We start from the raw sequence: 16,964 nt of genomic DNA, 5'->3' as shown, positions 1-16,964 counted from the left end.
AAAGGCAGCTTCAAACGCTTCAAACACAAACCCATCAACCGGCGTTGCTGGAGGAGCATTCGCTCTTGCACTTCTGAGCGGTGCGGCTGTGGTCATGGCTAAGAAGAAAAAGTAAATAAGATCTCCCCTATTGTTGATATTTCGGAGAAGGGCAGTTCCTTGTGGACTGCCTTTTTTCTGTTTGCAGGAAAGCGGGATTTGCCTGCATAATTTGGGGCATTTTTTTTGCAAAGAAGCATAAAAATGCAATTATTTTATATTGATACTGCAAAATCGTCCGCGCAAGCTTAGACTAACTATTGATAATAGTCAATATCTTTTATTATCTATTTTATACCATGAAATTACATTTATTCATAAAAAATCGTTATAGATTTAAGCGAAATGTAAAAAATCAGCTCACAAAATCTGCGTTTACCCTTGCAATTCAGAAAAATATGTGGTATAATTATATTGCTGTAATAGGAGCACAGCATGAAATGCTGGCAGTGTGTTTTCAATTGTCAGATGAATTTCTGTATAGCTTATGCTTTATAATAAGGAAAGAAAATGAATGTGCCGGCGTGTGCTGTTTCATTATAGCGCCTATTAACGATATTTTTTTGAAAAGGAGTTATTGCAACATGTCAAAGATCGATTTGAGCAAGTACGGTATCACCGGAACTACAGAAGTTGTTTACAATCCTTCTTACGAGCAGCTGTTCGAGGAAGAAACAAAGCCAACACTCGAAGGCTATGAAAAGGGTCAGGAAAGTGAGCTTGGCGCAGTAAACGTTATGACAGGCGTTTATACAGGCCGTTCACCTAAAGATAAGTTCATCGTTATGGACGAAAATTCTAAGGACACTGTTTGGTGGACTTCTGACGAGTACAAGAACGACAACCACCCAGCTTCACAGGAGGCTTGGAAGTCTGTTAAGGAACTCGCTATCAAGGAGCTTTCAAATAAGAGACTTTTCGTAGTTGACGCATTCTGCGGCGCTAACAAGGATACAAGAATGGCTATCCGTTTCATCGTTGAGGTTGCTTGGCAGGCTCACTTTGTAACAAATATGTTTATCAAGCCAACTGCTGAGGAGCTTGAGAACTTTGAGCCTGACTTCGTTGTATACAACGCTTCAAAGGCTAAGGTAGAGAACTATAAGGAGCTTGGTCTTAACTCTGAGACAGCTGTTATGTTCAACATCACAAGCCGTGAGCAGGTAATCATCAACACTTGGTACGGTGGAGAGATGAAGAAGGGTATGTTCTCAATGATGAACTACTTCCTTCCACTCAAGGGCATGGCTTCAATGCACTGCTCAGCTAACACAGACAAGAACGGTGAGAACACAGCTATCTTCTTTGGTCTGTCCGGTACAGGTAAGACAACACTTTCTACAGACCCTAAGAGACTTCTTATCGGTGACGACGAGCACGGCTGGGACGACAACGGAGTATTCAACTTCGAGGGCGGCTGCTATGCTAAGGTAATCAACCTTGATAAGGATTCTGAGCCTGATATCTACAACGCTATCAGAAGAGACGCTCTTCTTGAGAACGTAACTCTTGACGAGAACGGCAAGATCGACTTTGCTGATAAGAGCGTTACAGAGAACACTCGTGTATCTTATCCTATCGACCATATCCAGAACATTGTAAGACCTATTTCTTCTGCACCTGCTGCAAAGAACGTTATCTTCCTTTCAGCAGACGCATTTGGTGTACTGCCTCCAGTATCTATCCTCACACCAGAGCAGACACAGTATTACTTCCTCTCTGGCTTTACTGCAAAGCTTGCAGGTACAGAGCGTGGAATCACTGAGCCTACACCAACATTCTCAGCTTGCTTCGGTCAGGCTTTCCTTGAGCTTCACCCAACAAAGTATGCTGAAGAGCTTGTTAAGAAGATGCAGAAGAGCGGTGCTAAGGCATACCTGGTAAACACAGGTTGGAACGGCACAGGCAAGAGAATCTCTATCAAGGATACTCGTGGAATTATCGACGCTATCCTTAACGGCGATATTCTCAACGCACCTACAAAGAAGATACCACACTTTGACTTTGAAGTTCCAACAGAGCTTCCAGGTGTTGATCCTGCAATTCTCGATCCTCGTGACACATATGCTGACGCTTCCGAGTGGGAGACAAAGGCTAAGGATCTTGCAAGCAGATTTGTTAAGAACTTTGCTAAGTATGAGGGCAACCCAGCAGGTAAGGCTCTTGTATCAGCAGGTCCAAAGGAATAATCAATAACTCTGATACTATTATATAGTATAAAAGCTGCTGTGCCTTTTGGTGCGGCAGCTTTTTTGTGCTCTTGAAAAAGTGTGATGAAGGTGGTATAATTGGTATGGAGGCGAATTTGGTTTGGAAAAGAAGAATTATGCCGCAAGGGCGGCTATATATGCCATGGGGCTTGTGATACTTGCCGCAGGGATAACGATGAACATCAAAACAGGGCTAGGTGTATCCACTATTATATCAGTGCCATTTGCCATATCGAGTATATGGGACGTGAATTTTTCTCTTGTGACTTTTGCTACATATGCACTGTTCGTTGTGATAGAAATGATAATAAAAGGTAGCGACAGAACTGTTATAGACTGGCTGCAAATACCATTCAGTATTGTGTTCAGCCTGCTGCTGAATATGTTTTCAAAGCTGCTTGATTTCAATTTCGGACATTTGTGGGAAAACACGCTGTATCTTGCAGCAGCGATAATCTGCACGGGTGCGGGAATGTCAATGATGATAGCCATGAAGTTCGTGCCGAACCCAGCCGACGGTCTTGCCCAGGCTATAGGAAAAGCCTTTGGAAAGAACATGGGCTTTGGCAAGAATATTCTTGACGCATCGTGTGTTGCCATTGCCTGCGTGATAGGTCTGCTGTTTGACAAGCGGATAATAGGTATCGGTATCGGAACGGTGGCGGCAATGCTCCTTGTGGGAAGGTGTGTGGCAGTATTCGACCATTTCTTCAAAAACAGAATGAAAAGTGCCGCAGGGCTTGCAGAATAAAAAAACGCCGCAGAGGACAGATATCTCTGCGGCATTTGTGTATTTATATAATAAAAAAATCCGCTCTACATAACGTAAAGCGGATACAAGCAAAAGCTTAGACTTTTGCTGGCGCGGATTGAGAGATTTGAACTCTCGCGCCCGTTTCCAGACCTACTCCCTTAGCAGGGGAGCCCCTTCACCACTTGGGTAAATCCGCAAACCTGTATATATAAAAAATGTGGCGGACAGGGTGGGATTCGAACCCACGGTACGTTGCCGTATCACTGGTTTTCAAGACCAGCTCCTTAAACCACTCGGACACCTGTCCACATTAATTATTTGTTTTTGTGTCGTTCTCTCTCAGCGACTTAATTATTATAGCACAGTTCATCTGTCTTGTCAACCCCTTTTTCAAAATTTTTTGCGAAATTTTTTGAAGCATAAATATTCCTTCGTATGCTAACGATACTTGACGAAATCTTATAAATATGGTATAATAAATCACAGCTTTGTATGTTTTATCACTTTATATGATAATTTATACAGAAAATTTTTTATGGAGGCGACTTTATTATGAAGATGACTGTAAGTCAGGCTATGGTTGAATGTTTGAAAGCTGAGAACGTAAAAGTCGTCTTTGGCTATCCCGGAGCTGCTATCTGTCCTTTCTATGACGCTTTGCTGGATGCTGAAAACGACATCAGGCAGGTGCTCGTGAGACAGGAAGCTAACGGTGGTCATGCGGCTAACGGCTATGCACGAATTTCAGGCAAGCCTGCGGTCTGTATCGCTACATCAGGTCCGGGTGCAACTAATCTTATTACTGCTATTGCTACCGCTTATGCGGATTCTATACCTATCGTGTGCATAACAGGTCAGGTGAATACCGACCAGATAGGCTCTGACGTTTTTCAGGAGGCTGACATTACAGGCTCGGCTGAGCCGTTCGTTAAGCACAGCTATCTTCTCAAAGACCCTGAGGACACTGCGAGAGTGTTCAAGGAAGCTTTCTATATCGCAGGTACGGGCAGACCGGGTCCAGTGCTTATAGATATCCCTATGGACGTTCAGAAAGCTGTTATCGACTTTGAGTATCCTGAAAAGTGCGAGATAAGAAGCTATAAGCCTACCACAAAGGGCAACTACGTTCAGGTAAGGCGTGTAATGGCGGCACTGGAAGAGGCTGAGAAGCCGCTTATCTGTATTGGCGGAGGCGTTTTTGCCGCTCACGCTGAGAACGAGATAAGAGAGCTTGCCGACCTTATGCAGATACCTGTTATCACAACTATGATGGGCATTTCTGTTTTTCCTGATGACGACCAGCTTTTCTGCGGCATGATAGGAACTCACGGTGTTAAAATGGCAAACGCCGCTGTGAACGAGTGCGACGTGCTGTTCCTTGTGGGTGCAAGAGTTGGCGACAGAGCCGTTAAAACACCTTTGGCTCTGGAGAAAACTACTAAGATAATACATATAGATATCGACCCTGCGGAGATAGGCAAGAATATCGGTGCTGACCTGCCTCTCGTTGGTGACGCAAAGCTTGTTTTACAGCAAATGACGGAGCTTGCAAAGCCTATGAAGCACGATGAGTGGATAGCTCACATCAAGACCCTTGGGGGCGAGAGAAAGTATGTTGAGCCTGCAAAGGGTACTGTTAATCCGAGGGTGTTTATCGACAGGCTTGCAAAGAAAATGCCTGCCAATGTTACTGTTGTGGCGGACGTTGGACAAAATCAGATATGGACCTGCACTGAATATAAGTTCCGCAAAGAGGGCAGACTTCTTACCTCAGGCGGCATGGGTACGATGGGCTATTCTGTGCCTGCGGCAATAGGTGCAAAAATGGCTGACAACAGCAGAGCAACAGTTGCTATATGCGGTGACGGAGCTTTTCAGATGTCGTTCATGGAGCTTGCAACAGCCGTTCAGTTCGGTGTTGATATAAAGGTGGTAGTAATGACAAACAACCGCCTTGGCATGGTAAGAGAGCTTCAGACAAACGGCTATCATGACAGACAGACAGCAGTTTTTCTTGACGGCTCTCCTGACTTTATTAAGCTTGCAGAAGCTTATGGCATACCTGCAATGAGAGTTTATGACGATGCGACCATGGAAAAGGGCGTCGAGATGCTTGCTGAACATAAAGGCATTTGCCTTGTTGAAGTCGTTGTGGATAAGGATATGCCAACATTATAAGGCCAATATTTTAACTATCTGTAGCGTTTACAGTATATAGCGTTTGCGTTCAAAAAATTTTAATAATAAGCTGATATAATAAATAAACAAGGAAAGGTTTCCTTATGGAGGTTGATTTATGAAACATACGATCTCAGTTCTTGTAGAAAACCACAGCGGTGTTCTATCAAGAATTTCCGGACTGTTTTCAAGACGTGGGTTCAATATCGAGAGCCTTGCAGTAGGTCCAACTCATGACCCTGACGTTTCAAGAATAACGATAGTTGCTGACGGTGACGAGCATACAGTTGAGCAGATCGAGAAACAGCTCAATAAGCTTATAGAGGTCATCAAGGTAAAGACATTTGAGGCTAATGAGTATCTCGCAAGAGAACTTATGATAGTCAAGGTGTCTGCGGTCGCAAACAGACGCAGTGAGATAATGACTATTGCGGATATCACAGGGGCTAAGGTCATGGATATAACGCTTACGACAATGACATTGGAGCTTTGCGACACTTACGCTCACCTTTGCAGATTTGAGGAGGTCATAGCACCTTACGGAATAATCGAAATGGTAAGAACAGGCACTATCGCAATAGAGAAAGGCTCTGACACATTCAATGCAGGCAAATAAACTTTGATTATATAGCCGAAAGGCTACATAAAATAAATCTTAAATTTCTGAATTTGGAGGAATTAACAATGGCACAGGCAAGAATATTCTATCAGCAGGATTGCGACATTAACGTACTCAAGGGTAAGAGAGTTGCCATTATCGGTTACGGTTCACAGGGTCACGCTCATGCACTCAACCTTAAGGAGAGCGGTGTTGACGTAGTAGTAGGTCTTTACGAAGGTTCTAAGAGCTGGGCAAAGGCTGAGCAGCAGGGTCTTACAGTTATGACAACTGAGGAAGCTGCAAAGACATCTGACATCATCATGATCCTTATTCCTGATGAGAAGCAGGCTGCACTTTATAAGAAATCTATCGAGCCATACCTCACAGAGGGTAAGACTCTTGCATTCGCACACGGCTTTAACATTCACTTTGGCTGCATCGTACCACCAAAGAATGTCAATGTTATCATGATCGCGCCTAAGGCTCCTGGTCACACAGTACGTTCTGAGTATCAGGCTGGTAAGGGTACACCTTGCCTTATCGCAGTTGAGCAGGACGCAACAGGCAACGCACAGGATATCGGACTTGCATATGCACTTGGTATCGGCGGAGCAAGAGCAGGTGTTCTTGAGACAACATTCAGAACAGAAACAGAAACAGACCTCTTCGGTGAGCAGGCAGTTCTCTGCGGTGGTGTTTGCGCACTTATGCAGGCTGGTTTTGAAACACTTTGCGAAGCTGGTTATGACCCAAGAAACGCATACTTTGAGTGTATCCATGAGATGAAGCTCATCGTTGACCTTATCTATCAGTCAGGTTTCGAGGGCATGAGATATTCTATCTCTAACACAGCTGAGTACGGCGACTATGTCACAGGTCCAAAGATCGTTACTGAGGACACTAAGAAGGCTATGAAGAAGGTTCTGTCTGACATTCAGGACGGTACATTCGCTAAGGACTTCCTCCTTGATATGTCTGACGCAGGTTCACAGGTACACTTCAAGGCTATGAGAAAGCTCCACGCTGAGCATCCTTCTGAGAAGGTTGGTAAGGAGATCAGAAAGCTCTACAGCTGGAACAACGATGACGAGAAGCTCATCAACAACTAATTTGCAGATAAATATTATTGCATAAAGAAAAGCGACTTGCAATTAACTTTGCAGGTCACTTTTTTCTTTTTTTACTTCGCTACTCTATCTTGGAGCATAGCTTTTATTTTGTGGCTCGGTAACTCTACCTTTGTTTAGTGAGCAACCGAGCTACCAACATTGTTTTGTTAAGATAATGCACTGTCATTTTGGTCATAAGTTTCAACGCTGTCATGCTCATCAGTGGTGTATGAATAAACCATATCCCCCTCAACTGTGACATCCACCTGGGTTACATCATATGCACTGCCGTCCTTATCCTTTTCAAAGTATATTGAAAAGTCAAGTCCGGATAAATCATAGGAGCTGGACTCTTTGTCATATGGCAGAGTTTCTACCCAAAGTCCATATGCGAAAAGCTCCGGCGTGATGTTATCTTCTTTGTCCATATCTGGCACATACGACATTGCAAGCTCTTTCGCAAGGTCGAGTGAGGTCACATTGTCAAAGTGAAGCTTCTTGCCGCTGGTGTTATACTTTGTTACAAGCGCCTGCGCCTTTTCAAAAATATACTGCGCCGTGGCTGACGGGTCAGCTTCCACAGTGCTGGTGCTTGAAAACGGAGCGGAATCATACACCGCCCAGCTTCCGTCATTGGCGTAGCTATACAGAGTAAATCTGTTTGTGAACATATCCACAGTGAAATAATCTGTCGCCATATTGAACTGTATGTCCGAATCGTTGACGATATTCAGGGTCAGGAGGTTCAGACTTTCGTTTGTGATATATCCATTTTGCGCATAGTCTGACTTTACATATTCTGTTGTATTGTTGCTGTTCATGATATCGTTGTAATAATTATAGTCAGCAGGGGAGTAGCTAAAAATGGCATTGTCTGGGTTTTTCATAGAGCTTTCGTCATAGATATCCAGCAGGTCATTTTTGAGGGTTTGAGCTATAATTTTGGCATTTTCAGTGAAGCTTTCGCCGCTTCCGTATTTGAGAGAAACGCTGTTATCGCTGTCTGAAATGGTTATCTTGCAGTTGTTATTCTCAATATGGGCTTCTATTCTGCAATTCACCGCCTTGTTAAAAGCGTCCTCATCAAGGGTTTTTATCTCCGACAGGATATCGATTACCAAAGAATTTGGCTCATAGCTGTTATCATCTGTCAAAAAATCCACGCTTGGAAGTCCGCTGTCGGTTTTCTCCAGCAGGTCAACGTAATACCTTGTGCCGTGTTCCTTGCCCTCGATATTTTCGTCATAGTTGCCGCTGTAGACAATATCGCAGTATGCAGGGCTGTTTTGTATTATGTCGAGATTTCCTACCGTAAAATTTGCGCTTTCAAGCACTGTGTCTGCAAGCTTTATAAAGTCTGCTGAACACAACTGCAGTGTACCTGTATCGCCGGATACACTGCTGTTTGCAGGTGGAGCTGTGCCTGCGTTCGGCTCGTAGTCATGGATATTTCTTGTCATGTAAATTCCGCCTGACATTACAAGCGCCACTGCCGCCGCTGCCGCAACTACCTTTGCACCCTTGTGTCTTGCGACTATGGCAGGCTGTGTCGGCTCGGTTTGTGGTGTGAAAGTATCCGTATTTATATCTCCGTTTTGTTGTGGAAAACGCTTTTTGAGCGTTTCTTTGAGCTGATCTTTCTTTTGTTCCGATAGGCTTGCGTTTGCAAAATAATTCTTTATATCTCTTTCGTTCATACGCTCATCTCCTTTTCGTAGTCTGAAAGTGAAAGCTTTAGTTTTTCTCTTGCTCTTTTCAGCCTTGATGTGACCGTGCCCTTGCTTGTTCCCAAAATGTCGGCTATCTCATCGGTCTTGCAGCCTTGATAATAAAAAAGATAAAGCACTATCCTGTATTTTTTATCCAGCCTGTTTATAGCGTTTTGCACATCTATCTGCATATCAGGTGATGAAAAATCGCTGCTTGCACTTACCTCATTTTCTGCACGCAGACGTCTGCCTGCCGACCTTAGCAGGTCTTTGGATAGATTTATCGCCGTTCTCAGCAGCCACGCTTTAAGATGCTCGTCATCATTGAAGAAAAGCTCACCCTGCCTTGTGAAATATTTTATTATGACCTCGCTGACTATATCCTCCGCCTCGTGAACGCTGCCTGTGACTGCCAGTGCCGCTCGGTAGATATCGTCTGAAAATTTGTCAACTATGTAGTCAATATCTCTTGTCAAAGCTGTCACCTCCTTTGTTGTTTTGAAAAGCCTTTCATCTATAACACGAATGTAAAGACCGTTTGATTGCATAAAAAAATGGACGAAAAATAATTTTTTCGTCCATAAAAAATCAGCTTTTACTTGTTTTTACATAAGACCAGCCATTGCCGAGGTTATCCTCGCCCCCTGATGAACTTAGTGGTGAGCGGTAAATATAGTAATGATCATAAATGGTATAAAATTTCACTGTCAAGCCGTCGCTGTCGATGTATGTAACGTTCCTGCGCTCCAGCTCCTCAAGCTCTTTCTTCACAGACTTGCAGGCATTGTTTTCAGTGAGTGATTTAATGGAGCATTTGCCCTTTGGTAGTGTCGGCTTTTCGCATGAAATGCTTTCTATCATAAATTCCGCAGTGGTCTGAAAGTTAGCCTTATTGTCATCGAAAACGGCTTTTATCTGGCTGTCGGAGCGCATATAATGCTGATGCCAAAAGCCGAGTGCTACTGCAAGAATAACGACTATCCAAATTATCCACTTGACTTTTCTGCCTGTTGACCATTTGCGAAGCTTGCCGTCAGCACCCATATCTTTCTCGCTGACAATTGGATTTATCTGCTCGCTCATTATTTTACGAACGCCTCCAATCTGTAGATAGGCATACCCATATCTGAGAATTTCTTCTCATATTCCGTTTCGATATTGCCCTCGAAGCCGCTGTTGTGAAGGTCGAGAGAAATGTTTTTAAGTCCGTAATTTGCCGCAGAGAACTCCTCCAAGGAGAACTCAAAAAAGTGCATATTGTCGGTTTTTTGGTATATCTCGCCTTTGTCCACAAGAATACGTCTGTATATTTCAAGAAAAGCTCGGTATGTGAGCCTATGACGTGCATATGTATTTTTAGGATATGGACAGCTAAAGTTAAGATAGATACACTCCACTGACTTTTCAGGGATAAAGCAATCCAGATATTCAGCCTCGCCCCTTGCAAATCTCAGGTTCGGTATGCCCTCGTCTATAGCCATTTGTGCGGCGTCAACTATAACGTTACTGCTTTTTTCTACTGCAAGGAAATTCTTGTCAGGATTTCTCTTTGCTATCTCTCTTGCAAACTGACCCTTTCCACAGCCTATCTCCAGCACAAGGGGATTGCTGTTTCCGAATATCTTCTCAAAGTCAATAAGCTGTTTGTTTGATTTGTCCTGAAAATTCTTCTCGTCACGGTCAAGATATAAAATATAATCTCCGCAGGCTTCAAGACGTGCCTCAAGATTTTTCTTTCTTCTCATTCTCATATGGGATAAACTCTCCTGTTATTTATTAGAATATTTGTGCAGAAAATAGTCCTTGTCGGACGTGACCTTTAGCCACTGCACAGCCGACCCTGTGAGCATATTTTCATAAGGATAAACTGTGAGCATGACTTCGGGTGTGTCCTCACCGCTGAAATGAGGGGTCACCTTAAAAGCTATCTCGCAGTTGAGTCGTTGGACGACCTCTTCCTCGGTGAGCTTTCTGAAAAGCACTGAGGTGTCCTTTTCGGTGATAGGTATTTTGGTAAACTTCGCCTGATAAATTTTCTTGCCGTCCTTTTTGGTGACAAGTGAAAAGCCATGCTTCACAAGGGTTATCTTTCCGCCATGGTTTTCGTAGTATTCAAGGTTTGAAAAGGTAACACGTCCGTCATTGACAGCTTCACCGGATATCGAGACGCAAAGCCCTTTGTCTGACGCTTTCCCTGCACTCTCCACTCCGAAAGCAAAGGGAAGTCCGTCTATCATTATCTCTCCGCAGGTGGAAAACTGCAACTTCACCTGCTTTTTCTTCAAGCCTGCAAATGGATTTTTCATGACAACTCCTATATTAAAGGTCGATCTGCACGCCGCCAACAGGTCTTATGGACAGCACATAGCATGAGCCTTCACCGAATACTCTCTCCATTTCAGCCTTGAAAGCTTCAAGCTTCTTTTCAGGTACGAACGCTTGGATAGTTCCTGCAAAGCCACCGCCGTGAACTCTGCAAGCACCCTCACCGCCAAGAGCCTGATTTGCGAGATACAAAGCCAGTGAAAGGCCCTGCTCGTTTGGAGCAGAAGAGGCATAGATGTTCTGAAGATATTTGAATGATGAATCGCCTGATTCATTGATAAGGCTCAGGAAAGCGTTAAAGTCGCCCTCTGAAAGTGCGGAAGCTTCCTTGCCAACTCTCTCGTTATCGTCAAAGAAGTGGAGCGCTCTAAGTACAGCTCTGTCACTGCACTTTTCTCTAACAGCGCAGATGTTTTCAAGAAGCTGTTCCTTTGTTATCTCTCTCAGCACCTTTTTGCCAAAGAAAGCTGCAACAGACTTCATTTCCGCAGGGATAGCCGCATACTCAGGGGTGAGGTCGGCATGGTTGCCCTTTGTGTCAACGATACACAGTGCGTGACCGCTTTTTGTGAAATCGAACTTTACAGAGTCGATAACAGGGTGCTTTTCGTCAGCAAAGTCGATAGTGATAAATCCGCCTACTGATGAAGCCATTTGGTCCATAAGACCTGACGGCTTGCCAAAATATACATTTTCCGCAAACTGAGCTATCTGAGCTATTTCCACAGCAGAAACCTCGCCATCGTTGTAAAGACCGTTGAGGATAGTGCCGATAAGCACTTCATAAGCCGCAGATGAAGAAAGTCCAGAGCCTTTGAGCACGTTTGAAGTAGCATAAGCCTTGAAGCCCCCGACATTGTGACCATTCTTCTTAAAGCCTGCGGACATACCTCTTATAAGTGCCGCAGATGTGTTTTTCTGCTCTTCGTAGATAGTGTCGTCATCAACGTTCACAGTGTCCATTGGGAAGCCCTCGGACTTTATTGTAATAACGTTCTCTTCGTTGTCAGGAGCGACAGCGGCAATAACGTCGAGTGAAACGCCTGCCGCAAGAACACAGCCGAAGTTGTGGTCGGTGTGGTTGCCGCCTACCTCAGTTCTGCCTGGAGCTGAGAAAAAGGCTGTAGGCTTTTCACCGAAAAGCTTTTCAAATTCATCTGCAACTCTGTTATATCTTTCTCTCTGAAACGCTGTCATATCGGCTGTGTAGACCTCGTCAAGTGTGTATTTTTTCATTATGTATATCCTCCGAACGTAAATATAAGTATACCTTGTTATTATACAACATTTATGCTCTTTTTTCAAGTACAATTTTTTAAACAAGTGAGGAGGTAAGAATGAGGAATGAGGAGTGTTAAGAGTGAGGAATGAGGAATTATGGTATCGCCTGGCGGCGATTTATTTTATTGCAAAAATGTCAAATCAACGGGCGAACACTGTTCGCCCCTACATACAAACAGCGTATTTACGTTGATTGTAGGGGACGGCGCCCTCGACGTCCCGCTTGTTTAAGCCTTTTGCAACACTCTTGTATCGCCTGTCGGCAATCTATTTTTTGTTGCTCAAAACGTGCGCTGCACGTTTCATGTGTGCGTGTATGTGTGCCTATAGGTGAATTTTTGCACAGAAGCTCCCTTGATATTTTATGCAAACTGACAAAATTGCTGTAAGCAAACTTTTTATAACACTCTATTGGTGCTTTAAATCAAAAAAGTTGTTGCATTTTGGTGAAATTTGTGGTATAATTACTTGTATCTATTTTAATTATTGTTTATTTCTACCGACCACGAAAAAATGGTCGGTGCAGTGAAAGGAAAGATTTATTGTATGAAAAAACTAATGCTTGGAAACGAGGCGTTTGCAAGAGGTCTGTATGAGGCAGGCTGTAAGGTTGTATCATCTTACCCTGGTACTCCGTCAACTGAGATAACAGAAGCTGTTGCAAAATATGACGAGGTATATGCTGAGTGGGCGCCTAATGAAAAGGTGGCAATGGAAGTGGCTCTTGGTGCTTCTATAGGCGGTGCAAGAAGCTTCTGCGGAATGAAGCACGTTGGTCTTAACGTTGCTGCTGACCCTCTTTACACAGCAGGCTACACAGGCGTAACGGCAGGTATGGTAATAGCTGTCGCCGATGACCCTGGTATGCACTCGTCACAGAACGAGCAGGATTCACGTCACCATGCTATCGCTTCTAAGACAATGATGATAGAGCCTTCCGATTCAGGAGAGTGCAAGGAGTTTGCTAAGGCTGCTTTCGAGCTTTCTGAAAAGTTCGATGTTCCTGTTATCGTAAGACTGTCCACCAGAGTTTCTCACTCTCAGTCAGCTGTTGAGCTTTGCGAGAGAGAGGAAAGGGAGAATATCCCATATGAAAAGAATATCCAGAAGTATGTTATGATGCCTGGTAACGCTATCCGCCGTCACCCTGTTGTTGAGGCAAGAATGAAAGCTATCGCTGATTATGCCGAAACTTCACCGCTCAACAAGGTAGAGATGAACGATACAAAGATAGGCGTTATCACAAGCGGTATCTCATATCAGTATGCAAAGGAAGCACTTGGCGACAAGGCTTCATATCTCAAACTCGGTATCGTAAACCCAATGCCAATTCAGATAATAAAGGACTTTGCCGCAAAGTGCGAAAAGGTCTATGTGATCGAGGAACTTGACGATGTTATCGAAACACATTGCAAGAAGAACGGTGTGAACGTTATCGGCAAGGAGCTTTTCAGCCTTATGGGCGAGATATCACAGACTATCGTTGCTGAAAAGATACTTGGCGAGAAGCCTGAGTATATCACATTTGAGGATAACGTGCCTGTAAGACCTCCTGTTATGTGTCCGGGATGTCCTCACAGAGGTCTGTTCTATTGCCTGCATAAGCTGGGCGTTATGGTATCAGGCGATATCGGCTGTTACACTCTCGGCGCAACAGCACCGCTTTGTGCTATGGATTCAACTATCTGCATGGGTGCTTCTATCAGCGGACTTCACGGATTTAACAAGGCAAGAGGTGCAGAGGCTGAGAAGAAGTCTGTTGCCGTTATCGGTGACTCTACATTCATGCACAGCGGTATGACAGGTCTTGTGAACGTTGCATATAACTCCACAAATTCAACTGTTATCATTCTCGATAACTCTATCACAGGTATGACGGGTCATCAGCAGAACCCTACAACCGGTAAAAACCTTAAGGGCGACCCTGCTTATGCCGTTGACCTTGAAATGCTCTGCCATTCACTTGGTATCAAGAGCGTAAGAGTCGTTGACCCATATCACATGGCTGAAACAGAGGCTGTTATCAAGGAAGAGCTTGCCAAGGAAGAACCAAGCGTTATTATTTCAAGACGTCCATGCGCACTTCTTAAATATGTAAAGCACAATCCACCTCTCAAGGTAAACAAGGATAAGTGCGTTGGCTGTAAGCAGTGCTTGAAGATAGGCTGTCCTGCTATATCTATCCATGACGGCAAGTGCGTTATCGACCATACACAGTGCGTAGGCTGCGGCATATGCAAGGAAATGTGTAAGCTGGGTGCGATATGCGACTAATGATAACATATATTTCGAGGTGTAAATAATGAAAACAAGATCAATTATGATAGTGGGCGTAGGCGGACAGGGTTCACTGCTTGCGTCAAGAATAATAGGAAACGTGCTTCTCTCACAGGGGTTTGATGTCAAGGTCAGCGAGGTACACGGAATGAGCCAGCGTGGCGGCTCCGTTGTTACATACGTTAAGTACGGCAGCGAGGTATGCTCGCCTGTAGTTGAAAAAGGCGAAGCTGATATCATCATCAGCTTTGAACAGCTTGAAGCCGCAAGATATGTTTCATATCTCAAGAAGGGCGGACATATCATCACTTCAACTCAGCAGATAGACCCAATGCCTGTTATAACAGGTGCGGCTGTTTACCCTGAGGATATCATAGGCAAGCTTAAAGCAGAGGGCGTTGACGTTATCGCTGTTGACGCACTGGCACTTGCGGAGCAGGCTGGTACTGCAAAGGCTTCAAACGTTGTTCTCATGGGCGTTGTGTCAACTAAAATGGCTTTTGACGAGGACGTTTGGCAGAAGGCTCTTGAAAACTGTGTTCCTGCAAAGTTCCTTGAACTGAATAAAAAGGCGTTCGCTCTCGGCAGAGAGGTAAAATAATGGACGAGATAAGCGGCCTTATCATAAAAATGACCGAGTTTTTCAGCGGCGACCCTAAGCGTATACAGCACTTTATAAAGGTGCATACCTTTGCCCGTGTCATTGGCAGGGCAGAGGGGCTTGATATCCGCGCCATGTACTGTCTTGACGTTGCGTCGGTGGTGCATGATATAGGCATAAAGCCTGCGGAGGAGAGATACGGCAAGTGTCACTGCGGCGGAAAGCTTCAGGAACAGTTAGGTCCTGAGCCTGCACGGAAAATGCTCACAGAGCTTGACTTTGATGAGAATATCATAGACAGGGTGTGCTTCCTTATCGCACATCATCACACCTATGAGGGCGCCCAGGGGCTTGACTGGCAGATACTCTTGGAAGCAGATTTCCTTGTGAACGCTTTCGAGGACAGCCTTTCCAAAGAGAGCATAAAAAGCTTCCGTGACAAGGTGTTCAAAACGAAAACAGGCATTAAGATGCTTGAAGAAATGTACGGCGTATGATACTTGTGCAAAGTTGATACCCGAGTAATATGACCGAAACCATTTTAACAGGAGGTGTGTTCCAATGGGAAAATATTGGAACGAAGAGATCGAGTGCATGGCGCACGAGGACATGAAAAAACTCCAGAGCGAAAGACTTGTCAAGCAGGTCAAGCACGTCTGGGACAATGTGCCATACTACAAGAAGCTTATGGAAGAAAAGGGCGTAACGCCTGATGATATCCACGGCATTGAGGACCTGTACAAGCTGCCGTTCCTTTCAAAGGCTGATCTGCGTGAGGCTTATCCTTACGGTCTGCTTGCAAAGCCGCTTTCAGAGTGCGTGAGAATACATTCTACAAGCGGAACCACAGGCAAGAGAGTTGTGGCTTTCTACACTCAGCATGATATCGACCTTTGGGAAAATTGCTGTGCAAGAGCTATAGTTGCCGCAGGCGGAACAAAAGACGACGTTTGCCACGTTGCATATGGCTATGGACTTTTTACAGGCGGAGCAGGTCTTAACGGCGGCTCTCATAAGGTGGGCTGTCTTACTCTGCCGATGTCATCAGGAAACACAGAAAGACAGATACAGTTCATGCAGGATCTAGGTTCTACTATCCTGTGCTGTACTCCGTCATATGCCGCTTATATAGGTGAAACTGTAAAGGAAATGGGCATAAAGCCAGAAGATCTTACACTCAAAGCTGGTATCTTCGGTGCTGAGCCTTGGACGGAGGAAATGCGTCACGAGATAGAGAATCTTCTTGGCATCAAGGCTTACGATATCTATGGTCTGACAGAAACAAGCGGTCCTGGCGTAGCTTTCGAGTGCGAAGCACAGTCTGGTATGCACATCAATGAGGACAACTTTATCGCAGAGATAATCGACCCTGACACAGGAGAGGTGCTTCCTGAAGGCTCAAAGGGCGAGCTTGTATTCACAAGTATCACAAAGGAAGCTTTCCCTCTGCTGAGATACAGAACAAGAGATATTTGTATTCTTACAAGAGAGAAATGCTCATGTGGCAGAACTCTCGTCAAAATGTGCAAGCCAATGGGCAGAAGCGACGATATGCTCATCATTAAGGGTGTAAACGTGTTCCCATCGCAGATAGAGTCAGTGCTTCTTAAGATATCAAAGGCAAGCCCTAACTATCAGATAGTAGTTGACAGGGTGAACAATTCTGATACTTTCGAGATAAGAGTCGAGCTTAATGACGATATGTTCTCTGATACTGTCAAGTCTATTGAGGATCTTGAAAAGAAGATATCCAACGATATCCATAATATCCTTGGCATCAAGGCGAAGATAAGACTTGTTGAGCCAAAGAGCATTCCACGTTCTGAGGGCAAGGCAGTAAGAGTTATCGACAAGAGAAAGCTTGTCTAAAAGACAGGGGG

At 44.4% G+C, this 16,964-nt stretch carries 16 protein-coding genes and 2 tRNA genes; 10 read left to right on the top strand and 8 right to left on the bottom strand.

Annotation, left to right across the window (positions count from 1 at the left end; all coding sequences use genetic code 11):
• The 3 genes from QVO88_RS12305 to QVO88_RS05370 form a co-directional block, all read left to right on the top strand.
• The coding region (locus tag QVO88_RS12305) for an NPXTG-anchored protein (protein ID WP_369678563.1) at positions 1–115 on the top strand (115 nt) is incomplete at its 5' end.
• Between the two features lie 508 nt (positions 116–623).
• Positions 624–2,228 carry a phosphoenolpyruvate carboxykinase (ATP) gene (pckA, locus tag QVO88_RS05375; protein ID WP_022287493.1) on the top strand — a complete coding sequence of 535 codons (1,605 nt, stop codon included), beginning with the start codon at positions 624–626 and terminating at the stop codon, positions 2,226–2,228.
• A gap of 121 nt (positions 2,229–2,349) precedes the next feature.
• The gene (locus QVO88_RS05370) at positions 2,350–3,000 is read left to right on the top strand and encodes a YitT family protein (RefSeq protein WP_022287492.1); all 651 of its coding nucleotides are present in this window, start codon (positions 2,350–2,352) and stop codon (positions 2,998–3,000) included.
• Between the two features lie 109 nt (positions 3,001–3,109).
• Here QVO88_RS05370 and QVO88_RS05365 read toward each other — a convergent pair.
• Positions 3,110–3,199, bottom strand: a tRNA-Ser gene (locus QVO88_RS05365).
• A gap of 22 nt (positions 3,200–3,221) precedes the next feature.
• Positions 3,222–3,310, bottom strand: a tRNA-Ser gene (locus tag QVO88_RS05360).
• Between the two features lie 245 nt (positions 3,311–3,555).
• Here QVO88_RS05360 and ilvB point away from each other — a divergent pair.
• The 3 genes from ilvB (at position 3,556) to ilvC (ending at position 6,891) form a co-directional block, all read left to right on the top strand.
• Positions 3,556–5,181, top strand: a complete 1,626-nt coding sequence (gene ilvB, locus QVO88_RS05355) for a biosynthetic-type acetolactate synthase large subunit (protein ID WP_022287491.1) — start codon at positions 3,556–3,558, stop codon at positions 5,179–5,181.
• 118 nt (positions 5,182–5,299) lie between these two features.
• Positions 5,300–5,797 carry an acetolactate synthase small subunit gene (ilvN, locus tag QVO88_RS05350; protein ID WP_022287490.1) on the top strand — a complete coding sequence of 166 codons (498 nt, stop codon included), beginning with the start codon at positions 5,300–5,302 and terminating at the stop codon, positions 5,795–5,797.
• Between the two features lie 68 nt (positions 5,798–5,865).
• A complete protein-coding gene (gene ilvC / locus QVO88_RS05345) occupies positions 5,866–6,891 on the top strand; it encodes a ketol-acid reductoisomerase (RefSeq protein ID WP_022287489.1) in 1,026 nt (341 codons plus the stop codon).
• Positions 6,892–7,058: 167 nt separating this feature from the next.
• Here the strand turns inward: ilvC and QVO88_RS05340 are convergent, their stop codons facing one another.
• From QVO88_RS05340 to QVO88_RS05315, 6 genes are all read right to left on the bottom strand, one after another.
• Positions 7,059–8,588: a hypothetical protein gene (locus QVO88_RS05340; protein ID WP_022287488.1), complete on the bottom strand. Its 1,530-nt coding sequence runs from the start codon at positions 8,586–8,588 to the stop codon at positions 7,059–7,061.
• Entirely contained in the window at positions 8,585–9,076 is a 492-nt protein-coding gene (locus QVO88_RS05335; protein WP_117864722.1) for an RNA polymerase sigma factor, read from the bottom strand. Before QVO88_RS05335 ends, QVO88_RS05340 begins: the two co-directional genes overlap by 4 nt.
• A gap of 112 nt (positions 9,077–9,188) precedes the next feature.
• Positions 9,189–9,683 carry a hypothetical protein gene (locus tag QVO88_RS05330; RefSeq protein ID WP_022287486.1) on the bottom strand — a complete coding sequence of 165 codons (495 nt, stop codon included), beginning with the start codon at positions 9,681–9,683 and terminating at the stop codon, positions 9,189–9,191.
• The gene (gene trmB / locus QVO88_RS05325) at positions 9,683–10,351 is read right to left on the bottom strand and encodes a tRNA (guanosine(46)-N7)-methyltransferase TrmB (protein WP_022287485.1); all 669 of its coding nucleotides are present in this window, start codon (positions 10,349–10,351) and stop codon (positions 9,683–9,685) included. The genes QVO88_RS05330 and trmB overlap by 1 nt, the downstream gene beginning before the upstream one ends.
• Positions 10,352–10,369: 18 nt before the next feature.
• Complete coding sequence (locus QVO88_RS05320) at positions 10,370–10,906, bottom strand: hypothetical protein (RefSeq protein WP_022287484.1); 537 nt, start codon at positions 10,904–10,906, stop codon at positions 10,370–10,372.
• 13 nt (positions 10,907–10,919) lie between these two features.
• The gene (locus tag QVO88_RS05315) at positions 10,920–12,161 is read right to left on the bottom strand and encodes a galactokinase family protein (protein ID WP_022287483.1); all 1,242 of its coding nucleotides are present in this window, start codon (positions 12,159–12,161) and stop codon (positions 10,920–10,922) included.
• A 591-nt stretch (positions 12,162–12,752) separates the two neighbouring features.
• Between QVO88_RS05315 and iorA the strand changes: the two genes are divergently transcribed.
• The 4 genes from iorA to QVO88_RS05295 all read left to right on the top strand — a co-directional run bounded on the left by iorA (position 12,753) and on the right by QVO88_RS05295 (position 16,953).
• The gene (gene iorA, locus QVO88_RS05310) at positions 12,753–14,480 is read left to right on the top strand and encodes an indolepyruvate ferredoxin oxidoreductase subunit alpha (RefSeq protein ID WP_022287482.1); all 1,728 of its coding nucleotides are present in this window, start codon (positions 12,753–12,755) and stop codon (positions 14,478–14,480) included.
• Positions 14,481–14,508: 28 nt separating this feature from the next.
• Positions 14,509–15,084: an indolepyruvate oxidoreductase subunit beta gene (locus QVO88_RS05305; RefSeq protein WP_022287481.1), complete on the top strand. Its 576-nt coding sequence runs from the start codon at positions 14,509–14,511 to the stop codon at positions 15,082–15,084.
• On the top strand, positions 15,084–15,581 hold the full coding sequence (locus QVO88_RS05300) for an HD domain-containing protein (RefSeq protein ID WP_022287480.1): 498 nt from the start codon (positions 15,084–15,086) through the stop codon (positions 15,579–15,581). The genes QVO88_RS05305 and QVO88_RS05300 overlap by 1 nt, the downstream gene beginning before the upstream one ends.
• Positions 15,582–15,645: 64 nt before the next feature.
• Complete coding sequence (locus QVO88_RS05295; protein WP_022287479.1) at positions 15,646–16,953, top strand: phenylacetate--CoA ligase family protein; 1,308 nt, start codon at positions 15,646–15,648, stop codon at positions 16,951–16,953.
• Positions 16,954–16,964 lie beyond the last annotated feature (11 nt).

Source organism: Ruminococcus sp. CAG:57, assembly GCF_000435935.1.
Classification (GTDB): Bacteria; Bacillota; Clostridia; order Oscillospirales; family Ruminococcaceae; genus Hominimerdicola; species Hominimerdicola aceti.
This window is presented reverse-complemented; position numbering and strand designations above follow the sequence as displayed.

Bases quoted from the DNA above. Each gene is read 5' to 3' on its own strand.
- pckA (WP_022287493.1), top strand. From the start codon at position 624: ATGTCAAAGATCGATTTGAGCAAGTACGGTATCACCGGAACTACAGAA.
- ilvB (WP_022287491.1), top strand. From the start codon at position 3,556: ATGAAGATGACTGTAAGTCAGGCTATGGTTGAATGTTTGAAAGCTGAG.
- ilvN (WP_022287490.1), top strand. From the start codon at position 5,300: ATGAAACATACGATCTCAGTTCTTGTAGAAAACCACAGCGGTGTTCTA.
- ilvC (WP_022287489.1), top strand. From the start codon at position 5,866: ATGGCACAGGCAAGAATATTCTATCAGCAGGATTGCGACATTAACGTA.
- QVO88_RS05340 (WP_022287488.1), bottom strand. From the start codon at position 8,588: ATGAACGAAAGAGATATAAAGAATTATTTTGCAAACGCAAGCCTATCG.
- QVO88_RS05330 (WP_022287486.1), bottom strand. From the start codon at position 9,683: ATGAGCGAGCAGATAAATCCAATTGTCAGCGAGAAAGATATGGGTGCT.
- trmB (WP_022287485.1), bottom strand. From the start codon at position 10,351: ATGAGAATGAGAAGAAAGAAAAATCTTGAGGCACGTCTTGAAGCCTGC.
- QVO88_RS05320 (WP_022287484.1), bottom strand. From the start codon at position 10,906: ATGAAAAATCCATTTGCAGGCTTGAAGAAAAAGCAGGTGAAGTTGCAG.
- QVO88_RS05315 (WP_022287483.1), bottom strand. From the start codon at position 12,161: ATGAAAAAATACACACTTGACGAGGTCTACACAGCCGATATGACAGCG.
- iorA (WP_022287482.1), top strand. From the start codon at position 12,753: ATGAAAAAACTAATGCTTGGAAACGAGGCGTTTGCAAGAGGTCTGTAT.
- QVO88_RS05305 (WP_022287481.1), top strand. From the start codon at position 14,509: ATGAAAACAAGATCAATTATGATAGTGGGCGTAGGCGGACAGGGTTCA.
- QVO88_RS05300 (WP_022287480.1), top strand. From the start codon at position 15,084: ATGGACGAGATAAGCGGCCTTATCATAAAAATGACCGAGTTTTTCAGC.
- QVO88_RS05295 (WP_022287479.1), top strand. From the start codon at position 15,646: ATGGGAAAATATTGGAACGAAGAGATCGAGTGCATGGCGCACGAGGAC.